Source organism: Natronorubrum sulfidifaciens JCM 14089, from assembly GCF_000337735.1.
In the GTDB taxonomy this organism is placed as follows: Archaea; Halobacteriota; Halobacteria; order Halobacteriales; family Natrialbaceae; genus Natronorubrum; species Natronorubrum sulfidifaciens.
The window spans coordinates 1-21,080 of sequence record NZ_AOHX01000034.1 but is presented as its reverse complement, the minus strand read 5'-3'; the positions used below and the strand labels follow the sequence as shown (position 1 = coordinate 21,080).

Annotated in this window: 16 protein-coding genes and 3 pseudogenes; 11 read left to right on the top strand and 8 right to left on the bottom strand. The window is 50.0% G+C overall.

The features are described from left to right. The first annotated feature begins 50 nt into the window (after positions 1-50). Genes C495_RS07960 through C495_RS07945 form a run of 4 tightly spaced genes read left to right on the top strand, consistent with a single transcriptional unit; the run spans position 51 to position 4,375 of the window. Positions 51-1,166 carry an SDR family NAD(P)-dependent oxidoreductase gene (locus C495_RS07960; protein ID WP_049890214.1) on the top strand — a complete coding sequence of 372 codons (1,116 nt, stop codon included), beginning with the start codon at positions 51-53 and terminating at the stop codon, positions 1,164-1,166. After that, positions 1,159-2,106 carry a dTDP-glucose 4,6-dehydratase gene (locus tag C495_RS07955; protein WP_008161734.1) on the top strand — a complete coding sequence of 316 codons (948 nt, stop codon included), beginning with the start codon at positions 1,159-1,161 and terminating at the stop codon, positions 2,104-2,106. The genes C495_RS07960 and C495_RS07955 overlap by 8 nt, the downstream gene beginning before the upstream one ends. Beyond that, on the top strand, positions 2,106-3,293 hold the full coding sequence (locus tag C495_RS07950; RefSeq protein WP_008161730.1) for a DegT/DnrJ/EryC1/StrS family aminotransferase: 1,188 nt from the start codon (positions 2,106-2,108) through the stop codon (positions 3,291-3,293). The genes C495_RS07955 and C495_RS07950 overlap by 1 nt, the downstream gene beginning before the upstream one ends. 35 nt (positions 3,294-3,328) lie before the next feature. Beyond that, on the top strand, positions 3,329-4,375 hold the full coding sequence (locus tag C495_RS07945) for an N-acetylneuraminate synthase family protein (RefSeq protein ID WP_008161728.1): 1,047 nt from the start codon (positions 3,329-3,331) through the stop codon (positions 4,373-4,375). Here C495_RS07945 and C495_RS07940 read toward each other — a convergent pair. The 4 genes from C495_RS07940 to C495_RS18250 form a co-directional block, all read right to left on the bottom strand. Beyond that, positions 4,372-5,196 carry a DapH/DapD/GlmU-related protein gene (locus C495_RS07940; RefSeq protein ID WP_083902464.1) on the bottom strand — a complete coding sequence of 275 codons (825 nt, stop codon included), beginning with the start codon at positions 5,194-5,196 and terminating at the stop codon, positions 4,372-4,374. The genes C495_RS07945 and C495_RS07940 overlap by 4 nt on opposite strands. A 34-nt stretch (positions 5,197-5,230) precedes the next feature. Continuing rightward, positions 5,231-6,241 carry a PseG/SpsG family protein gene (locus tag C495_RS07935; protein WP_152418889.1) on the bottom strand — a complete coding sequence of 337 codons (1,011 nt, stop codon included), beginning with the start codon at positions 6,239-6,241 and terminating at the stop codon, positions 5,231-5,233. Further along, positions 6,238-6,981 carry a cytidylyltransferase domain-containing protein gene (locus tag C495_RS07930; RefSeq protein WP_161605562.1) on the bottom strand — a complete coding sequence of 248 codons (744 nt, stop codon included), beginning with the start codon at positions 6,979-6,981 and terminating at the stop codon, positions 6,238-6,240. The genes C495_RS07935 and C495_RS07930 overlap by 4 nt, the downstream gene beginning before the upstream one ends. Positions 6,982-7,048: 67 nt before the next feature. Further along, a complete protein-coding gene (locus tag C495_RS18250; RefSeq protein ID WP_206538427.1) occupies positions 7,049-7,909 on the bottom strand; it encodes a hypothetical protein in 861 nt (286 codons plus the stop codon). Positions 7,910-9,291: 1,382 nt separating this feature from the next. Between C495_RS18250 and C495_RS18670 the strand changes: the two are divergent. Continuing rightward, positions 9,292-9,477 (top strand): annotated as a pseudogene (locus C495_RS18670) (IS110 family transposase); the annotation flags it as partial. 77 nt (positions 9,478-9,554) lie between these two features. Further along, positions 9,555-10,547 (top strand): transposase, encoded by a 993-nt coding sequence (locus C495_RS07915; protein WP_049890212.1) that lies wholly within the window; start codon positions 9,555-9,557, stop codon positions 10,545-10,547. On the opposite strand, the pseudogene C495_RS07910 reads toward C495_RS07915, so the two are convergent. Then, positions 10,537-11,663: pseudogene (locus C495_RS07910) on the bottom strand (IS630 family transposase). The gene C495_RS07915 and the pseudogene C495_RS07910 sit on opposite strands and share 11 nt — an antisense overlap. A gap of 243 nt (positions 11,664-11,906) precedes the next feature. Here C495_RS07910 and C495_RS17645 point away from each other — a divergent pair. Both C495_RS17645 and C495_RS18600 read left to right on the top strand, forming a co-directional pair. After that, entirely contained in the window at positions 11,907-13,724 is a 1,818-nt protein-coding gene (locus C495_RS17645; protein ID WP_152418888.1) for an asparagine synthetase B family protein, read from the top strand. Between the two features lie 7 nt (positions 13,725-13,731). Then, positions 13,732-13,904: pseudogene (locus C495_RS18600) on the top strand (IS5/IS1182 family transposase); the annotation flags it as partial. Between the two features lie 204 nt (positions 13,905-14,108). On the opposite strand, the gene C495_RS17640 reads toward C495_RS18600, so the two are convergent. After that, entirely contained in the window at positions 14,109-15,137 is a 1,029-nt protein-coding gene (locus tag C495_RS17640; RefSeq protein WP_152418887.1) for a polysialyltransferase family glycosyltransferase, read from the bottom strand. An 81-nt stretch (positions 15,138-15,218) separates the two neighbouring features. Further along, complete coding sequence (locus tag C495_RS17255) at positions 15,219-16,484, bottom strand: asparagine synthase-related protein (RefSeq protein ID WP_161605561.1); 1,266 nt, start codon at positions 16,482-16,484, stop codon at positions 15,219-15,221. Positions 16,485-16,666: 182 nt separating this feature from the next. Between C495_RS17255 and C495_RS07900 the strand changes: the two genes are divergently transcribed. Both C495_RS07900 and C495_RS17250 read left to right on the top strand, forming a co-directional pair. Further along, entirely contained in the window at positions 16,667-17,878 is a 1,212-nt protein-coding gene (locus C495_RS07900; protein WP_008161719.1) for a glycosyltransferase family 4 protein, read from the top strand. Between the two features lie 56 nt (positions 17,879-17,934). Next, positions 17,935-19,176 carry an O-antigen ligase family protein gene (locus C495_RS17250; RefSeq protein WP_083902461.1) on the top strand — a complete coding sequence of 414 codons (1,242 nt, stop codon included), beginning with the start codon at positions 17,935-17,937 and terminating at the stop codon, positions 19,174-19,176. A gap of 169 nt (positions 19,177-19,345) precedes the next feature. Here C495_RS17250 and C495_RS07895 read toward each other — a convergent pair whose 3' ends face one another. Beyond that, positions 19,346-20,440: a glycosyltransferase family 4 protein gene (locus C495_RS07895; protein ID WP_008161718.1), complete on the bottom strand. Its 1,095-nt coding sequence runs from the start codon at positions 20,438-20,440 to the stop codon at positions 19,346-19,348. Positions 20,441-20,733: 293 nt separating this feature from the next. Here C495_RS07895 and C495_RS07890 point away from each other — a divergent pair. Then, positions 20,734-21,080 (top strand): NAD-dependent epimerase/dehydratase family protein (locus C495_RS07890; protein WP_008161717.1); only part of this gene is annotated, 347 nt, incomplete at its 3' end.

Below are 21,080 nucleotides of genomic sequence, written 5' to 3'. Positions count from 1 at the left end.
AGAAGTGAGATCAGTAGGTTGATATGGACTCTACGACTGATTGACACACGATGATTTCAGGAAACAATATTCTTTTGACGGGGGGTGCGGGGTCGGTTGGTCGGACGCTTGTTCCCAGACTACTCGAGCGCGACCCCGCGGTGCTTCGTGTACTAGACAACAACGAGCCAGGACTTGCAAAAATACGATCGACTGTCAATGATGATCGGTGTCGCTATCTTGCAGGAGATGTCCGAGACAAGGATCGACTGGCTCGAGCGATGGAAGACATTGACGTCGTTATCCACACGGCGGCAATGAAACACGTCGATGTCTGTGAGTACAACCCATTCGAAGCCGTGAAAACGAATACGCTCGGCCTGCAGAACATCGTGGATACAGCGATTGATGAGAATGTTCAGCGCGTCGTGTTTACGAGCAGTGATAAAGCCGTAAATCCAGCCAACACGATGGGGACAACGAAACTCCTCGGTGAGAAACTCATCACTGCAGGGAACAACCATCGTGGCGACCGCGACCTGCGATTATCGTCGGTTCGATTCGGCAACATCATCAACTCATCTCAGTCGGTCATTCCGATCTTTACTGACCAGATTCGTGAGGGAGGACCAGTTACCCTCACCGACGAGCGGATGACTCGTTTTTTCCTGACCTACGATGACGTGTTCGATCTGGTGTCACAAGCGATCGAGACGATGCAAGGCGGTGAGGTGTTCGTCTACAAGATGCCAGCGATCAAAATCGAGGATCTCGCGAAGGCGATGATCGAGACGCTGGCACCGGAGTTCGGCTACGAGCCGTCGGAGATCGACATTGACGTGATCGGTCGTCGTCCCGGTGAGACGTTCCACGAAGAGATCATGACTGAGCGGGAGGCACGGCGAGCACGCGAAAACGATTCGATGTACGCGATTCAACCAGAGATGGCTGACTTCCAGACAGAAACGCGTACAGTTGGATTCACAGACAGCACAGAGATCGTGTTGTCCTCCGAAAATGCCCCCAAGCTGTCGAAAGACGAAATTATGAAATTGCTGAAAGAAAACGGCGCGATGGCTGGGGCAGATGAATCATTTTCAAACGCCGAATCTGAGTCCGACACGGCATCGGAAGAACAAAGCGTCAGCTTTGACGAGACGAATGTAAGAGAAATCAGCAATGAGTAAGACAGTCGTTGTTACCGGCGCAGCAGGGTTCATCGGTCGGTGGGTCGTCCGTGAATTGCTCGAACGAGGCCACACCGTCCGAGGACTGGACAACTTCTCAAACGGATCGCATCGAAACGTCGCTGAGTTCGAGGACTCGGAACAATTCAACCTCGTAGAGGGCGACGTATGTGACGAAGAAGCAGTTGCAAACCGCTTCGACGAGGATGTCGATGCCTGTATTCATTTGGCGGCAGAAATCGACGTCCAAGAGAGTCTCGAGGATCCACAGTCACACTTCGAATCGAACGTGGTTGGCACACAGAACGTCCTCGAGTGTTGTCGACAGACGGACACTCCACTTGGACTGGTGGGAACGTGCATGGTGTACGACATGGTCGACTCCGAAGCTGGGATCGACGAGAACCATCCTGTGAAGCCAGCCTCACCCTATGCAGGGTCGAAGCTTGCAGCAGAGAACCTTGCCGAGAGCTACTATCACGGCTATGATCTGCCAGTGACGATCCTGCGGCCGTTCAATACCTACGGGCCTTTCCAGAAGACGGGGATGGCTGGTGGAGTGGTATCGATCTTTACAAGCCGCGATCTCGCTGGAGAACCACTGAAAATTTTCGGTGACGGTACCCAGACTCGCGACTTGCTGTACGCGACCGACTGCGCACGGTTCATCGTCGAAGGAACGTTTGCTGACGAGACCGTCGGTGAGGTTCTCAACGCAGGTACCGGTTCGGATATCTCGATCAACGAATTGGCAGAGACGATTGCAACAGAGGGGACGGAGATTACTCACGTCGAGCACCACCATCCACAGAGCGAAGTCCAAAAGCTCCTCTGCGATCCGTCCAAGGCAGTGGACGTTCTTGATTGGGAGCCGGAGGTGTCTCTCGAGGAAGGGATTGATCGCCTCCGAGAGTGGCTTCGGGAGCAAGACGATTCGTGATGACTCGCGACCCAGCGTATTATGGTGGCAAACCAATCCGAGATGAGGTGCTCGGCTATGGGAGTCAGAGTATTACCGAGCTAGAAAAGGAGGCTGTACTCGAGGCACTCGAAGGCGACTACATCACCCGCGGGCCGACAGTAGAGGCCTTCGAGGAACAGGTCGCGGAGATGGTTGGCGTCAAGCATGCAATCGCGACGACATCAGGAACCACGGCGTTGCATCTAGCCGGTCGTGCGGCTGGATTCGGGTCTGGTGACGAGGTAATCACGACCCCGCTAACGTTTGCCTCAACTGCGCACGCAGCGACGTACAACGATGCGACGCCGGTATTCGCGGACATCGATCCACATCGGCGGACGCTCGATCCGGACGCAGTCCGAGAGCAGGTGACCGACGACACCGCTGGGCTCGTACCGATGCACTACGCCGGCCATCCGGCCGACATCGACGGGTTACTCGAGGTCGCCGACGAATACGACCTAACGGTGATCTGGGACGCCTGTCACGCCTTCGGTGGATCGTGGCGCGGTGAAGCGATCGGTGCACAGCGGGACATGGCCGTCTTCAGCTTCCACCCGGTGAAGAACGTGACGACGGGAGAGGGTGGCATGGTCGTCACCGACGACGACGAGCTGGCGGAGCGATGTCGTCGGCTTCGATCGTTCGATATGGAGTACAGTCCTGGCGGCCACGATGACGAACCGTGGTACCAGGTGGCCGAAGGCGTCGGCTACAATTACAATATCACCGACCTGCAGGCGGCGCTCGGTCTGGCACAACTGGATCGGCTCGAGGACTTCAAACAGCGGCGCGACGAAATTATCGCACAATACGACGAAGCACTGGCCGGGATCGACGGGATTCGGACGCCGCCCGAACCACTCGAGTCGGATCCGATGTGTCACCTCTATGCGATCGAAGTGAGCGAGGCGTTCGGATGCGGTCGCAAAGAGTTCGTGAACGCGATGCACGCCGAGAACATTGGCGTCCAAGTACACTACGTGCCATTGCACTATCACCCGTTCTTCCAGCAGGAGTTCGGGTACAAACCTGGTCAATTCCCCGAGACTGAACAAGTATACGATGGGCTGGTGAGTCTTCCACTACACGTCGAAATGAGCGACGAAGACGTGTCCGATGTCGTAACAGCAATCGAAAACCTCCACGAGCATCACCTCGAGTAGGTGCGTTTATTTCGGTTCCGTGTCGGGATAGGGACATGGAGACATTCGACATCGGTGGCCGGGCTATCGGCCCAGGCGAACCTACGTACGTCATCGCCGAGGCTGGCTCAAATCATAATGGCGACCTCGAGACCGCGAAAGAACTCATCGACGCTGCTGCCGACGCTGGAGCAGACGCGGTGAAGTTCCAGACGTTTCGAGCAGAGGATCTGTATGTCGACGACCGAGATCTGGTCGACGACCCCGAAGACTCGACGTACGCGCTCTTGGAGAGCCTTGAGCAACCCTACGAGTGGATTCCCGAACTGTACGAGTACTGTGAGTCACGGGACATCCAGTTCATGTCGTCGCCGTTCGACGAACGATCGACTGCAGAACTCGCGGAGTACGTGCCAGCGTTCAAGGTGGCATCGTTCACGCTGTCACATCACCCGTTCCTCGAGGACCTCGCGGAGTACGACAAGCCTGTAATTATGTCGACGGGGGCTCACGAACAGGCAGAGGTCGAGGAAGCCGTTGGGGTGCTTCGGGAGAACGGCGTCGAGGACATTGCGTTGCTTCACTGCGTCTCGTCGTATCCGACGCCCCTCGAGGAGATTAACGTCCGCGCAGTCGAGACGCTGAATCGAGAGTTCGATACCGTGGTCGGGTTCTCGGATCACACAACCGATCCCGCGACTGCTCCCGCTGCTGCCGTCGCACTCGGGGCGTCTGTGGTTGAAAAACACTTCACCCTTGATAAGGAGATGGAGGGCCCAGATCACTCGTTCGCACTCGAGCCCGACGAATTAGGGGAAATGATCGACAAAATACGAAAAACTGAACGAACGCTGGGCGACGGGAAGCTCACTGTTCGGAATGTCGAACAGGCAACGTACGACCGATCCCGCCGTGGGATACACGCAACTCGTAAAATCAAAGCCGGTCAGATGATCACGAGGGATGACGTGCAGATTATCCGACCAGGAGACGCTGTCGACGTTGGTGCGGAGCCAAAATTCCTCGATGAAATAGTCGATTCTATCGCTAAAGCCGATATCAAAAGTGGTGAAGGAATTTCTCTGGATGCGCTCGAGATCTAATCCGAATTAATTACTTTAGCTGGGGAACCGACAACCGTAGTTCCTGCTTCAACATTGTCGAGAACAGTTGAGTTCATTCCTACTTCAGCCCTATCCCCGACTTCGACGTGAGGGGCAATCGCCGAATGTGGGTTCAAAGTGACATGATCCCCGATCGTTACAGTACCAGAGGTGCTGCATCCTCGGTTTATCATCGTATGTTTCCCGACAACGGTATCATGGGATAGATGGACGAGATCGTCGATTTTTGTCCCCTGTTCAACTATCGTTTCCTCGAAATCACCTCTGTCGATTACACTGTTTGCTCCGATCTCTACGTCGTCTTCGATGATCACTTTTCCTTGGTAAATTTGCTTCACTAGTCGCCCGTTCTCGTTTTCAACGTAACCAGACCCGTCACCGCCGATCGATGCACCTGATTTTATGATACATCGGTCGCCGATAGTAACGTCGCCTCGGATATGAACGTGGGGGCCAATCTCGCATCGATTTCCGATCTCGACATCGTCTCCAATCACTGTAGAAGGGTGTATCTCCATAGAGTCAGGTCGTTCCCTGAAGAACTCGTCTACGATTTTGATGAATCCCAATTGGGGATCATCGATTTTGATAAGCGTGGCGTCGGGTTCGAAACTCAGGTCAGAAAGTGAGACAACCGCTTCGGCGGATGTTCGTTCGAACCACTTCGGATCGTCGTAGACACAGAACGTCAGTTCGTGTTGATCTGCTCTATCGATTGAATTTACACCCATTATTTCGATAGGATCTCCCGCGTGTTCTGCATCAAGAAAGTCTGCTAATTCACATGTGCTTATTCTCATGTTATCCACTAGATGTTTCGCAAGTATACTGAAACTATTGCTTCTGATGTGTTCCAACTACGTTTGATCTGATTTCCTCGAAAATACGCTCACCACCATCTCCGTCAATTATCGCGTCATATCTCTCGACGAGCGAACGTCGACATTTCGAATCCTCGGTCAAGATTCGGACTTTTTCTTCGAGGTTGTCGTCATTAGTTACCGTTTTGACCAGCCTTTGTTCTTTGAATGCACGAGCAGTTCGTTTCTGATTGTCTACGACGGGGATTCCAACGAAGGGAGTTCCCGCTGCGAGTAATTCGTACGCCGTCGTTCCGAACCCACTGACAGCAAGGTCCGAACTCGCCATTCGTGCAGAAAGATCAGGTGGGTTTTCAACCAAATTGAATCGACAGGAAACTTCAGCTGCAACGTTCGTGATCTGGTCCCGGTTATCGTACCCCGGTCCAATAATCACGTCAACCTCGAGATCAAGTCCATCAAACGCACACATCGCAGCCGGCGTCGTATTAGTCACGTCGCTCCCTCCCATCGTCATGAGTGCAGTTTCGGGCGGGTCTCGCCAGTTAACAGGTTGCTTTGCGAGTTCTTGGAACTCCTCTCGGAGCAATAGATACTCGAGGCCAACGCACCACGTTGGCTCCGAACCCCGCCATCGATACTCGACTTCTGGCCCGAAGAGATGGCCGTTGACGAGAATATCACAGCAGAGTTCGTGGCGATCGTCATACTGCAGGACGACGAAGCACTCCGTCGCTCCTGCGATGGCCTCTTGAGCCGCCGTATCGACATCGTAACAGTCACTCACGACGATTTCAGTGCCCGTTTCTTCGATCCACGCGACGGTATCCTCGTGTGGATGTCGAATATTTAGGGAGTAGATGTCAACGGCAGATGGACACACGTCGGCGACGGGTTCCGGTGTTTTCGTGAGATACGTCACATCGTATCCTTCCTCGAGGAATCGATTTGCAAGGACACTCGAGCGAACTAGATGTCCGATACCCAGTTCAAGACCCCCGTCAGCTCTAATTCCGACTCTCATTTAAGGGCTTTCTGTTCGACGTCCTGGTTAATTGTTCCGAGGTCGTTCTCGTCGACGTACTCAATCGCGTCGCGAACGTCGAGGATTCCGTCGTACTCCACCTCACGATATACCGTCTCGAGCAACCGATAATCGGCCGGTTCGTCGAGAGTGAGCCGGAGATCGGTGCGATCCTGAAGCCACGGTTCGTCGAACACTGCGCTGGACTCGAGGCTGGACAGCTCGAACTCCTCAGGATGTTCCCGGTAGTACGGCGTCACATGCTCGCGATGGCGGGGCTCAGTCGATTTGGCACACACGCGTTCGAACGATTCGGCGGTAAAGGCCTCGCAGGTCAACCCACGGGGGAACGTTCGTTCGAGGCCGGCGGACACGTACTCGACATCGCTTTCCGTAATGCGCCGGATGCTGGCGTCGATGAATTGCGGGGAGACGAGCGGACAATCAGCCGTCACTCGGACAACAATCTCCGGGTCGTACTGCTCGAGTGCCTGTTCGAACCGACTCAACACGTCCGATTCGCTCCCCCTGATGACGTCTGCACCGAACTCGGATGCGTACTGTTCGATGACGGCGTCCTGCGGTTCCGTGGAGGTCGCGACGACAACGTCGGTTACGGCGTCGGCGTGGTTGACTCGAGTGACGACGTGCTCGAGTGTCGGCCGGCCATCGAGGGGATACATCACTTTGCCCGGGAGACGGGTGGAGCCGACTCGAGCTTGGATTACAGTGGTAGCCATTACGTGGGCGTTAGTAATCTGTCTGGTTAATACTTGTACTTGTCTGGGTAGCCTGCTGTAACTGGAATTAGAAGGTTCCCGAGTTGTACACAGTTCCATCTTCCGCCAATCGCTGAATCGTCTCACACGCTCGTTGGGTCGCCTTGGGAGTGAAGTAGTAGTCTCGGTTGAACGAACGGCTCTTATTCCCAAGAGCCGACGCGAGTTCGTCGGCGGTGGAAACAACGGCCGCCGACCCTTCGTCAACAAGCGGTTGCAGCACCGACGAATTTTCGTATACGAACGTTTCGAGGTTGAAGCACAGTCCCTCGTAGACGGCCGTTGACCCAACACCGACTTGCACATTCGACTCAGAGAACAGTTTGTATAACGGCGGTTCTGAACTGTCGACGATCTCGAAGTCGGCCTCGAGCAACCACGGATACTCGTCTTCCCACCGATCATATTCGCCGGGATGCAGTTTGTAGACAATCTCGTGATCAATCTCCGGGTGCTGCTCGACTTCCATCGCGAACTTCGAGAGCTGTTCGCCGATCGTCCCTTGGGAGATGAACAGTAATTGATCTCTCGTGTTGACGTCGTCGTACTTGTCAACTGATTCTTCAAGATAGGGGTACCCCACGGAGACCACACGATCATCTGGGATGGGGAACTCGAAGGAGTCCTTCCAGAAGTCCCCGAAGGTGAGGAGGTAGTCGGGGAACGTCTCCTTCGTGCGCGGTCCGGAATACAAGTAGCCGAAGTGATGTTCGTGAATGACGCCGTGTTGAAGTTCGACAACCGGGATGTCCTGCTCCTTGCAAGCTTCGATGAAGGGTTCCCGTCCGTAGCTCACCACGACGACGGCCAGCTCTGGGTTGACCCGCTCGAGAAGCCGTCGATAAAGGGGAAGTGTGGTGCGTCGAACGTGAAGTGTCTCTCGAGCCATCGTCACCAGGTCGACATCCGCACCGAATTGTTCTCGGATCGCGTCTTGAGCGGACTCGAGTTGAGTTCGTGCTACATTCGGAATTGTCGGCTTGTTCACGCCAAGCATGCGCTGGATGTTACCACTGTATTCTATGAGATCGAGATATCGAAGGTTCGACGTTCGAGCAGGCTGGTGATGCTCCAACATATGTGCTTTCTCGAAATGTGCGTAGTCGTAGTCACAGGTCTCGTGAACCGGATCACAGTAAGTGTCCCACCAGTAGCCGTCGTCTCGTTTCTTCCGTCGGTGATGGCCGATGTAGAGGACATCGCTCTCACTGGCGAGATAGGGATTATTGACGACGAAGTTCTTGAGGAATAGTCCGGTTCCGCGGACATAATCTCGCCAATCGTCGCCGACGCCAGTGTGTGCCTGTCCCGTTCCATTCTGTTGTTTGATCTGTCTGAATATACGGAATCGTAGACGTTCCCAGATTGGGATTTTATCTATTCGTAAGTCGAATAATGAGTGCGCGAGTTCGAAATCCTCGAAATGTGATGTGGGATTGATCATATTAGTACCAAGTGTCTATCTGTGTCTTGTGATCAACACAGCACTCCAGGACGTTCCCGGTAGTACGGCGTCACGTGCTCACGATGGGGGCTTTGACCGATTCGGCACATACCTGTTCGAACGACTCGCTGTAAAGGCTTCGCAGATCAGCCCGCGAAGGAACGTCCGATCTAACGCTCGAATCAATACAGACATAGTCGACGTCCGCTGTTCGAAGGCGAGCGATCACGTATCGATAAACCACAGCGAGACGAGCAGACAATCCCCCGTCGCGCGGATGAAGATCCCGGATCGAACTGTGCGATGGCACACACAAACCGGTTCAACTGAGTTATCCAAGAGCCTATTAGGATCAGTTGATCACGTCCTATTTGATATTATAGACGGGACACATCAATTTCACAGAACTACCATTCATATCTTTAAACAACCGAGCTGTACAAGTGCTTGACCGAGAAATTCACTGACTCGGTATTAGTCACTGGTTGTAGAGACCGTCGTTGATCCGTACATTATGGGCGTGATCATACGGAGAGTCTGGAAGAGCCACAAATGAGAATCATCGCCGCTCATTGTGGAAAGTGCTGACTATAGTAGACATTAGAAATAATTGCTCACATCTGTATAGAGAATCCATGAAAATCCCGCAGCTAAGGGCCTAGGCCGTGAACGAGGCACTAGGGACTGGCTGAGACCGAAACTAATCCGGTGCGATAAGCACGTTACTAGAGAATGGTCCGAGCCCGTGACAAGACGCGGAATCTTGTGCCATCGAGCACGTATAGGAGGATCTCTCGTTCACGCTACAGTCCCAACAGAGGCGTCCTATGTACCTCGGAATAGACACCCACACACGATACTCGCAAGTTGCCGTCGTGGATGACGACGGCAACTTGCAAGACGAGATCCGCTTGCCAAACGATCGTCTTGACGAGCTCGCCGAACAGTACGCCGGTGGCGAAGCTGCGATTGAAGCATCTGGCCACTACCGCCCGGTGTACGAGATGCTCGATAGTGGTTAACGCAACCTTTGGAGAGGGTGTCATAGAACAGTTCTCATACCAGAGAGCAGGGTGAACGCTGAGGTGGTATGAGCCCAGCGACCCTGCAAGATAATCCTACGGTAGAGACGTTCTTCAATGTCGTGGAGACAGAGACGTTAGCGCTGTTTGAGCACCTATCCTTCGAGTTTCTTGAAGAGTTCGACGTGTTCGCCCCGGCGCAGACGGGGCGAACACGAGATCACGAACCACCGGAGATGATGCGTGGGTTTCTGCACTGCTACTACAAGGACATCTACGGCATTCGTCCGGTTGCGCGGGAACTGAACAACACAGTCGTCTGGCTCAGCTGTGGCTTTGATCGACCGCCGTCGAGAGACGCGGTCGATCGCTTCCTCACTGACCTCGAACACGTCGTTGACAAGATCTTCGACCATCTCGTCGAGCAGGCCGCCTTACGGGGCCTGCTCGACTCAACCTACTCGATTGATTCGACGGACGTGAGAACGATGCCAGCCGATCAAGACGCGTCGAAATGCTACGACCCAACGGCTGAAGAGTACTACTACGGCTACGGCTGCACGATCGTTTCGACCGGTTCGAAGATCCCGATTGCAGCGGAATTCACCGAGAGTAAACAAGCGTCAGAAGAGACGGTGATGCGCGTCACACGTGACGCGCTCGCCGTCGAAACACCGATCTGGATGCTTGGAGACAGCGCCTATGACACACTCGATTGGCACGACTACCTGCTGGCCGCAGGAGTCGTGCCAATTGCCCCGTACAACGCACGAAACACCAACGATCCACTGGACATAGAGTACAGGGTCGAAGACCGTATCAAAGAGCACAGCAAGGACGTGAAGCTGAAGCAATCGACGTTAGATGAGACGTACAACCGCCGGACAGGCGTCGAACGAACTAACGACGCAGTCAAGGACTGCGGCCTCGGGCACGTCCGCGCCCGAGGCCGCGTCCATGCACGAACACAGGTGTTCCTGTCCTTGTGTTTGCGTCTCGTTATTGCGATCACCAACTACGAACGAGGAGACAATCCGGGAAGCACGATCATCACGGTGTGACAAGAGTTCTATGACACCCTCTTTGGATGTAATCGCTGAGGTGATTCTCGATCCACGAGCTCGCAAAGCTCAACCGTTCGGTCAGTTTCGTGAAGATCTCGTCGAGGAGGGCGCGGTACTCGTCCGCGCCCTCCACGATGAGGGGCGATGACTCCCATTTGAGACTCTTCCAGACGGATTCGATCGGATTGAGGTGCGGAGAACCGACCGGAAGAAAGACGAGATCTATCCCAAGTTCGTGAGCCTGTTTCCGCGTGTGTGCGCAGATGTGTGAGGAGAAGTTGTCTAAGACGAGCAGAATCCGCTTGCCGGGATTCTGCTCGCGGATTCGTCGAAAACATTCACAAATCTGCTCTTTCGTCTGATCCACGGGGAACTGGAGAATACTCTCGCCAGTAAGTGCATAGAACCCGGCCGCTGGTGTATCGATTTTCACCAGCGGCCGGGTGATCGTCGGCTCACTGACGGTATAGAGGCGCTGGGAATTGTCCCATGGTTGCGGGTGAGAGATATCAAAGAAGCCGATTGCTGTGCCGCCGTCTGTACAGATATCGTCGTCAACCTCCCAGTTTTCGTCACTGTCGTCTCCAGAGCGTTTATTATGGGGCTTCTCAGGGTCTTCCTCGTCGAACGCGTCTGCAACGCGTTCGTCGAGGATTTCATCGGCGTTGTCTGGTCGATCTGGCCGCTCTGTCCGTGGAATTGCGTACGAGAGTCCGAGGTCGGCCAGCATTCGTGGAAGGTAATTCGGATGGTACTCGATGTCGAATTCAGTGTTCAGGAGGTGCTGAATCTCCTGTTTTTTCCACGGTTCACCTTCTCGAAGGATCGTAATGAGACGCTCTCGTTGGTTATCGCCGAGCTTCGGGGGCCTGCCGCCCCCGAAGTTCGGCATCAACTGCCCAAGACCACCCTCATTCCAAAGGGTAGCCCAGCGACTTCCAGTAGATTGCGACATTCCGACATCATCGGCTGCATCTTCGAGCGTTGCACCCTTATACAGCCGTTTGATGAAAGTGAGCCCTTGCTCATCATCTCGTTGTCTGTCTGTGTGAGCAAGCGGTTGAGATCGTCCTCACTCAGGTGACGGACGATCTCTTTCTCACGGCCAGTCATGACGTCGCCGACTCAGAGTATACCTAAACCTTCTGTGAATCACTATTTTTTATTTTTTCGGCTCACCCGAACAACTATTGTCAGTGGTGTGGTAAGCCCGGTGCGGGATTTTCATAGGAGAGTTGATTGAGAGCGGTATCAATCGCTGTTGTGAGTTCAGGGAGTGTTACTATACATCTCGGAAGTACTACCAGATGAGTATGGGACATGACCATTTATATGTGGCTAATTTCTACTGATCTTATGGCAAGATTTCATCTCACCTGTGAGTCTTCGAAAGCAGCAATTGCTCGTGCTGCTGCTGAGAGTGCTGAACTTGATCCATCAGGCCAGGTTCGAGAAAGGGATATATTGGGTTCATTTTACAAGAAACGAAGAGTCAATAATCAAAACATCGTGTATAATGACGCGGGTGACTTTGCGGCCTCCACAGGAACATTCATATACAATGGGTCAACTGGAAAAACAGCTCTTGAAGCCACACTTGAATCATTTACTGGAGACTTTCAAGGAATCCAACAAAATTCGTTAGGACATTTTTCCTTAGTGTTAAAAGCTGATGATACTCTCTATGTGTTCTCTGATCCTGAGCATTCATATGATATTTATTATACACTCGGTGATAATTGGATGATCTCCAGCCATCTTTCTGCGATCGCGCAGTCGTCAGATTTAGTTCAGGTTGATAAATTCCGGCTTTATGAAAAAATCATTCAGAAGTCCCCCATAGGCCCACATACCTTTTTGAGGGGTGTGAATAAACTGATGGGGAATCAGTGTATTAAAGTTGATTGCTCCACTAATGTTATTTCGGTCGAAGAAACTGATCCAATTGGTAGCGGTCAGTCCTTCGATCCAAATTCTATCGAAAAAGCTGTATCAGAATATGCTGAAGTTGTTAGAGACACTTTCCAGACTATCTCAACTGCGTTCCCATCGTCGATTGGCCTACAACTAACGGGGGGGCTTGATTCACGAACTATCTTAGCCGGATTGCAGGCAGTTGATCGCCAACCATCTGTATTCACTGGACAGGGTGACTCTCCATTAGTACCGAGTGCTGAAAATGATATTGTGGTAGTTAATCAATTAGTGGACAAATATAATCTTGACCTTTATCAGCTTGATTGGACAACCGATTACTTAGATCACACTTCCAGTACGTGGGTAACATACTTCAGCAAATATGGGTTCTCATACAGGAAGTTCGGTTGTAATCCGAGTTTCTTTGATGAACTTGAGAAAGGGATTGAAGAACACCCGACAGTCATGATCAAAGGGTTAGGAGCTCCCTTTCCAAACTCAAAACCCTGGGAGACAGATTTTATGAAAGATAGACTATCACTTTCGGAATTTGTGGATAACCACTACTATCGGCCACTCTTTTCGAGAGAAGGGTTCTCACGGGAAGACGAATTTAAATCCCATCTTTATAAAGGTTTAAAAGAATATATTAACAATCAAACACATATAGATTTGGTTAATAGTGAAATTGATGTGGCGGATTATACTGAACTGCAGTTGTTACTTGAGAGAAGCAGGTCAACTTCGGTGACAAACCTTCGTAACGAGTTTTCCTATTATTTGGCTCCGTTCGATATGAACCCACTTTTCCGGCCTTTCCTCTCTGTATCAGATCGATTTCGTATCGCAAATGAGTTTCAGATCCGCTTAATCCGCGAATTAAACGACACGCTGTTGGATGTGCCTGTGGCATCTGGTGCGACATCAAATACACCCGAGCAGATTACTGGCAATACACTGAAAAAGAATCAAAAATCACTGATCGACTATTTGCAATATATCGCAGATAACTCCCCTGCCCCGATTGGGAAAATCTTGGAAAATTATTACTGGATAGTGAGGTCAAACCTATTTCCACCTAATGCAGACTATGACCAATACGAGGATAAATATCTGGGCTGGCTGTGTCAGTGCGATATATACGAAAGTGATTTTAATTTTGATTATTATTCATATAATATAACATATCTAAATCGGTTTTTGACAGTAGGATTCGCAATTGAATATCTAGAAAAGGGACAAACCGAATGCTTCTGAGACAACCGACTCCCTGATTTCTGCAGGAGTCGTGCCAACCACCCTGTATAATCCATGGAACACAGACAATCTTCTCGATATCGAGTACAGAGTCGAAGACCGAATTGAACACCACTTTTAGACCTCCATCTCAAGCAATCAGTCTTGGACAAGACGTACAACCGCTGGACACAGGTGAACAGACGAGCGATGCATGCAAGAACTGCGCCTCGAGCGCGGACATTCCCAGGCCGCGTACACGCATGAACAGTCTTGCACTGTGTCTTTGAGTTGTTGTCGCAATCACCAACGACAAGCGAGGGGACGACCCGGGACTAGAGATATTCGGACTATGAGGTGGATTTCATGACAAGCTTGATCTCGATCATTGAACGCCGTTGCTGATCAAGACCGAACGTCAATATCGACAGATCGAAACATGGTTTTGAGACGATCATCTCCGATATCAATTACATCTGCAAGTGAGATAACCTCAAGATCATCGTCAATCCAACGAGCAGTAAGAAGTGCGGTCGAGATCGTGCCGACAACGGTCGTCAAGCGGTTGGCATACAGGTAAACAAGTTCAGCGGGAATTGATTGTGGGAGGATTGTTGTGTTCTCATGCTTGGCAACACCGAGATAATCGCCATCAGTCTCTCGTGGATGGTATTTGACTGCAACTATCCCGGATGTGTTACGAATCTCATTGCGAAGTGTTTTGCGATAACACGGATTGCCGTCAGAGGCACTCGAGTGCGTGGCAAGGATTATCGACTCGATGTCGGCCAATGTCGCTGGTTCAATTCCGATTGCTGAAAAGTAGGATTCGATCCAGTTCGAGTTGACCGACCGAAGCGGCGCACTCGAGATAGGCTCGGCCGGGTAATCGGCGAGTTCTGGCCGGACGTGATCAGGGAACGTTAGCACGACATGGTCAATCCACCTGCTCGTTCCAAAGACCTGCGGAGGTGTCCACCACGGTCCGTAGAAGAGCTTTCCGGCGAATCGCTTCCATAATGGTTTGGATGTACGAAGATGTCCGGAGTAAGCTGCAGTTCCATCTTCAATATAAATATTTGTCGTATCGGCGGACGAATGATGGAGTAGCGCTTGTTCGGCGGCACCAGAATCCCGTGCGACATATATTCGGTCTGGACCAAGTGATTTCACGAGACGTCGGCATTGGAAACTTTGTCGGGATTTGAGAAAATATCTCTCTGGCATACTTTTACTTCGGGTCTGCGTGAATGTGCAAATTTTCTTGAAAGGTGAACCGTTCAAACTGCGGAGTGCACTAACAAGTGCATCCGAATTCGAGAACGCTGGGGCTAGCAATAAGTAGTTTTCCGAGTCTGAATACTCCAATGACAAAGATAACGAAAGAAGAACATGATAAGGAGTTGTACTATAAAATAGTTGTTTTTCACTCATATTCTTGATAGGTTATTTTATTTAGACATTGTATGTTCATTAATATATCTTGTGTTCCGCAATGTATAATCGGTATATAAGTCATTCTTTAAATCTCAAATGTGATTCTATCGACAAAAGCAAGCTAAACAAATTACTATGATTTTCACCAGATTGATGTTCTTTCCAGAGGGTTTCTACATCTATGTAGATCCCGTCTCGATTATTAACTTCAAGTAGTAATTCTTCAGTAGCTGGCGCTAATCTGTCGGAGTCACGCATTAGGTCATCAAAGGGTGCGTAGTTCATATTTGGATGGATATATCGGTGTCCCTTGAGCTCACTACAGAATTTCCGAGTTAAAATACTAATTGCGCCATTTACTTTCCCTAAGAATGGGTGGCGAGATATCGACAAGCCGTAGTTAGTGCTTGTCGGGAGTGAAAACAGGTTAGGAAATTCTTTTTTGACAATTTTTTTGAAAAGTCGTCTATCATTCCGCTCAGAAGGCGGTATATTAAGCCAGAAAGATAACCATCGCTCGTCTATAAATGGTTTCACATATAGCTCATCAGATGGTGCAACAATTGGCTTAATATATTTTTGTTGCCGGATTGCATAGTCAAGTTGTTCTTCGTAACTCAACTTTGCCCGGTCTATAAAGGGGGTAGAGGGGAGGACTTCCTTCGGATCTAGCGTGATCGGATGATCGTGCTTATTCACTTGTTTATTATTGTCAATGAAGTGTTCTAAAGCACAATTCCAATTATCACATGGGGACGACGGTTGATGCGATCCGACAGTCGGATCGCCCATAAACCCAGACCAAAGGACCGTATTCTGTTTTGAATATTTTTCCGCTGGAATCTTGTTGATACGTGCTTCAAGAATTGGTACTGGTCTTTCGGCCCAAGCTGCGGTCTCCACTAAATCGTCTATTGACCAACCTACGTCTGTAGAGGTAAGATCAATGACTTCGTTTTCCACGCCGGCTGCCTTAGCGACTTCCTGGCTCAGTTCGAAATCCCATGTCCCTGGCGTTCCGAACGTAATGGTGGAAATATTGGACTTATTTATTTTCTCGTGATTGAGAAGAGCGGCTAGTATCGTTCTGGAGTCTAGTCCACCACTTAAAGGAACAACGTGATGTGTATTCGCTGGAAGCTCACTGAGCTGTCGCTCAAATGTTTGGCGAATGCAGTCACGCCCCTGACGAACTAGTTCATGCTTGCTTCCATTTATCTGGCCTTCCCTAGCAGCTTCTCGAATGCTCTTCGGTATTCGTATTTCTCCATGATTCGGGAGATAACCGAAAAATAGTACTGCCTGAGTTTTGATAGATGACCACTCTTTTTGACCCGGAAACACATCGATAGGTGAATCTCATTCGTTAAAATGATATCGGATAGGAGAGGAACGATACGTTTTTTACTCATTCACTCTCAACTGGAAGTGATATGCAGATATTGCTTCTGACTGATTGGACGTATCCCTGCGATCATCAGTTTCTATCGAACGTCTATGCGGATTACCTCTTAAGGCGGGGNGATATGCAGATATTGCTTCTGACTGATTGGACGTATCCCTGCGATCATCAGTTTCTATCGAACGTCTATGCGGATTACCTCTTAAGGCGGGGTCATAAAGTCACATGGGTGATGCGGCCAGGAGACGAATCACAGCAGACTATTAAACGAGATGTTTGGAACGGTTCTGATGTCTATATATTGCCCTCTTCAGCCTACAACCCTGCACGGGATGCCGCACGGTTCTTCGCTGGTCGGATTCAATCCAACCCACTATTCAATACTGGTATCGACTTTGCCGACTTTGATCTTGTCCATGTTCGTAACGACCTCTCTATGGGATTAGTGGCAAGCTATTTAAAAAAGGAGTTCCAAATCCCCTACATTCATCAAATATCACATCTTAAGGCTGAAGAATTAATTGAGACTGCTCACCAAGGTATTGAAGGCCCTTCTTCGTGGGTAAAGGGACAACTCGGAAAAAAATTGCGCCGATATGTGGCTAATTCATCAGATGTGGTTTTGCCAATAAGTAAAGAAATGAAACAATATTTAGATCACCACAGCTATTCCAGCTCAATGAGTGTATTACCAACTGGTGCTAGTGTAGTTAGTAATCCGCCTACTGGAAAGCATTTCAAATCAGAATATGATCTCAAGAGTGAGTATATTCTCTTATATATGGGGTCGATGGCACCACGACGAAAGCTTGAGTTTCTTTTTGATATGGTTGATTTTATCCCATCATCGTATGACATAGCACTTGTAATGGTGGGTGGGAGGTTTGAATCAAATCGTGAAAGGTTGAGAAAGAAGGTTCAGGAGAGAAATTTATGTAATGAAGTTACATTTACAGGATGGTTATCAGATAGGAAGATGATTCAAAGTGCTGTTATCGCCGCTGATATTGGCTTATCCCCATTCCCCACTAAGAGTATACTTCGAACTAATGCACCAATAAAAACTCTAGAATACATGAGCCTTGGAACACCCGTAGTTGCATCCAAGACCCCAGATCAGCAAGAAGTATTATCTGCTTCAGGAGCTGGCCTTGCTGTTGAGCACAGTGTCGAAACATTTTCGAATGCGATAATACAGATACTGGATTCGCCAGGAGTAAAGAATCAAATGGGAGATCATGGCAAGGAATATATATCTGAAAATAGAAATTTTAGATTATTGACTGATAGAGTCGAACAGATCTATAGAGATACTCTTGATCAAACCGATAGTTAGATGGCTAAAACGGAGAAATAAGCATAATAGTAACACATAGTGTACATACTTAAATTATGGTCGAAAAAATAAATGATATAATGAATAGGTTTTATGAAAAATCGTTGATATGGTCTTTGATCATTTCAGGGATACTCGTGATGTCTTACCTTTTACCCCAATGGTTGGGGTACTCTCTATCAATCATAATTTTGTTATTGATAGCCACATATCATATATATTCCAGCAATAAAAGTATCATAACTGCAGATCCCACCATACTTTTTATAATAATGATGCTATTTCTCATATATTCTATAAATATAGTCAGGGAACCATCATTTGTCAGTTCGCAAAGAGTAGTAGTTTTTATAGTGTCGTTATCAATTATTATATTTCTGCTTCCAGATGTTATTAATAGAAGGACTTTTGCAAGTTGTGTTTGCTTCATTTCGGGTTTACTAGTTCTCATTGGTTTACCTGCTGTTTTTTTCGGACCATACACAATAGGTCCAATATTAGTCGATTCTTATCATTATGGAAACGCAATCCCACTTCTTGGGTGGAACTATTGGCCCTTAACATCAGTTTTAGCAAATCCCAATTACATGGGTCCAATCACGGTAATTGGGACTTTGACAGGGATAGAACGTTATTCACAGTCTCGTAGATTAATATATCTCCCATTTTTATTTATTAATTTTTTTGGAGTTTATCTAACAAATAGTAGGAACGCACAACTAGGGCTCCTAATAGCACTATTTTTGTTAATTCTCCACCGTTATTTGTCTAGTAGGAATTTATGGTTCCTGCTTTTGACGAGTATTGTATCTTCAATAGTTATCATATTAATGTATTTCTCTGTTCTTCCAGGGCCAAGAATCCTAAACCAAGTCGATCTTCGCGGGAGAGATGATTTATGGACAGCTGCTTGGCTGGGACTACATGATAAACCAATTTTTGGGTGGGGGGCAATCCCATCAGAATTAGTTTTAGAAGATTATTTGTATCAGATAGAGGATAGGAGTGAGCACGCAGCCTTTGGGGTAGGCCCTCATAATAGTTACGTACGCTTATTTTTATCAACTGGATATGTGGGAGGATTCCTATATTCTATACTATTTATATGCTTAATGAAAAAAATATTATTTAAAGAAAATCCATATTTATTATCGCAGGTAACATCTATTGTCATTATGCAAATGTTTGCCAGTCCATCCATATTTGGACTCAGTTTAACTTCTCTTCTATGGGGTGCAACCGTAGGGTATACCCATCATGCAATATGCGAATATGATATTAATAGCCGAAATGCTTGATAGACTTTCTTAAAAGCGTACGAGTAACGGTCTCCAACCACGTCCGGGATCTGACCTTCGAATCTGCTGATTGTACTGGTGGGGTCTCGATAGACGACGACACAAAGGCTTGACTTGAAGACCTCGGATACGTTTAGTGATCGTCTCTAAGTATCAATAGGCCAATTAATTACATGCTATCGTTGACTACTCGCGCTACTACTGTTGTCGTCTCCTCAACCGTTCGAGCCCAACAGAACTGCTCGTTAAGTCCTGACCGTTTCCGGCCATCGTTCAGTACGTCAACAAGTTGACCCCCAAACGCCTCTGCCTCCGGGACGTACGTCACGGCGTCCCCGAAGGCCGACTGCACTTGCACTAACTCGGAACTCACCACTGATAGCTCTGCGGACAATGCTTCCATGATCGTCCGGGGAACACCCTCCGATCGACTCGGCAACACCAGCGCGTCCGCGCTCCGGTATACTGCTGGCATCTCGTCGTAGGGAACTTGCCCAAGGAACGAGATGGACGACTCGATTCCTAACTCCCTCACCCTCGCTTCGAGATCGTCACGCAACGGTCCCCCACCACAAAGATACAGTTCCGCACCGTGGTGCTCATCTAGCACTTCCGCGAATGCCTCGACCACCAGCCACGGGCGCTTCCCCTCCACCAACCGCCCAACGAACAGCACGACCGGCCCCTCGGCGTCCACCAGTTCGCTCTCGGGCCCCTCGGGCGTGAACCGCTCGGTGTCAATTCCGTTCGAGACCACTTCGATCGGACTCGAGACGCCAAAGTCCCGCACCCGCTGTTTATCGGTCCCCGTGTAACAGAACACGACATCAGCCTGGTTGAACGTCCACCGACCCAACGTTCGTAGATACAAGTCGAACACCCACTCGGGAGCGTTCTGGGAGTACAACCCGTGATTTGTGATCGCCAGCGGGATATCTCCCAGAAACCGCTTCAGCGCCGCGAGGTTCGTCGCGAAGTACAGATGGGAGTGCGCGTGCATCACGTCGAAATCCTCGGCACTCGAGAGGTACTGTGCGAGCCCCGGGCTGATGTCGTTGCCCAGAAGCGTCACCGCGGGATCGTATCGTACCACCGTATACCCATCCCGTTCCTCTACGTGTGGTAACTCAGGATCGGTTCGGACCGTCAACACGGTCACGTCGTGTCCCATCGTCGCCTGATCTCGACTCATCGCATGAACGTGGTAGGGCCCTCCGCCTTTCACGTCCGGATAGACCTTCTGTGCAACCCGTAGAATCCGCATTGTCGGGACGGTCTCTCCAGTGACAGATATGTCGTTCGATCCGTATCAGCGCCACGAAATCGCCACGCAATCCTCGAGGCCGCCGCAATAGCATCGAATAGGCGTCGAGCTCGCCGGTAGTGTTCTTCCACCCACTCCCTAAGACGTCATCAAGTTCGGTTCACAAACCGCTGTAGATCAACAGCCTCCCTCAAGAGCGAACTCACATACAATCGCACAGACCGATTCAATACTCTCACGTCCGTATCGCGAAACCACAACGACCAAATCGCTATCATCCCACCCCCTGAGTAATGCGAATCCTCGTCACTGGCGGTGCGGGTTTCATCGGCGGTCATCTCGCGGAGGCGTTCCTCCGAGAGGGCCACGACGTGATCGTCCTCGATTCGATGGAGCCGTTCTACGATCTGGGAATCAAAGAGCACACGCTCGAGGTCCATCGTGACCTCGCCACCGACAACAACTGCGAGTATCGCTTCGTCGACGGCGACATTCGGGACGCCGACCTCCTTGCGGATCTCGTCCACGAGTCCGACGCGGTCTATCACCAGGCCGCCAAGGCGGGCGTCCGCCCGAGCGTCGAGGCTCCCTTGGAGTACAACGAGGTCAATGTCTGTCTCTTATACACATCTCTGAGCGG

Coding starts and splice junctions, on each gene's coding strand:
- C495_RS07960 (WP_049890214.1), top strand. CDS start 51: ATGATTTCAGGAAACAATATTCTTTTGACGGGGGGTGCGGGGTCGGTT.
- C495_RS07955 (WP_008161734.1), top strand. CDS start 1,159: ATGAGTAAGACAGTCGTTGTTACCGGCGCAGCAGGGTTCATCGGTCGG.
- C495_RS07950 (WP_008161730.1), top strand. CDS start 2,106: ATGACTCGCGACCCAGCGTATTATGGTGGCAAACCAATCCGAGATGAG.
- C495_RS07945 (WP_008161728.1), top strand. CDS start 3,329: ATGGAGACATTCGACATCGGTGGCCGGGCTATCGGCCCAGGCGAACCT.
- C495_RS07940 (WP_083902464.1), bottom strand. CDS start 5,196: ATGAGAATAAGCACATGTGAATTAGCAGACTTTCTTGATGCAGAACAC.
- C495_RS07935 (WP_152418889.1), bottom strand. CDS start 6,241: ATGAGAGTCGGAATTAGAGCTGACGGGGGTCTTGAACTGGGTATCGGA.
- C495_RS07930 (WP_161605562.1), bottom strand. CDS start 6,981: ATGGCTACCACTGTAATCCAAGCTCGAGTCGGCTCCACCCGTCTCCCG.
- C495_RS18250 (WP_206538427.1), bottom strand. CDS start 7,909: ATGGCTCGAGAGACACTTCACGTTCGACGCACCACACTTCCCCTTTAT.
- C495_RS07915 (WP_049890212.1), top strand. CDS start 9,555: ATGAGCCCAGCGACCCTGCAAGATAATCCTACGGTAGAGACGTTCTTC.
- C495_RS17645 (WP_152418888.1), top strand. CDS start 11,907: ATGGCAAGATTTCATCTCACCTGTGAGTCTTCGAAAGCAGCAATTGCT.
- C495_RS17640 (WP_152418887.1), bottom strand. CDS start 15,137: ATGAGTGAAAAACAACTATTTTATAGTACAACTCCTTATCATGTTCTT.
- C495_RS07900 (WP_008161719.1), top strand. CDS start 16,667: ATGCAGATATTGCTTCTGACTGATTGGACGTATCCCTGCGATCATCAG.
- C495_RS17250 (WP_083902461.1), top strand. CDS start 17,935: ATGGTCGAAAAAATAAATGATATAATGAATAGGTTTTATGAAAAATCG.
- C495_RS07895 (WP_008161718.1), bottom strand. CDS start 20,440: ATGCGGATTCTACGGGTTGCACAGAAGGTCTATCCGGACGTGAAAGGC.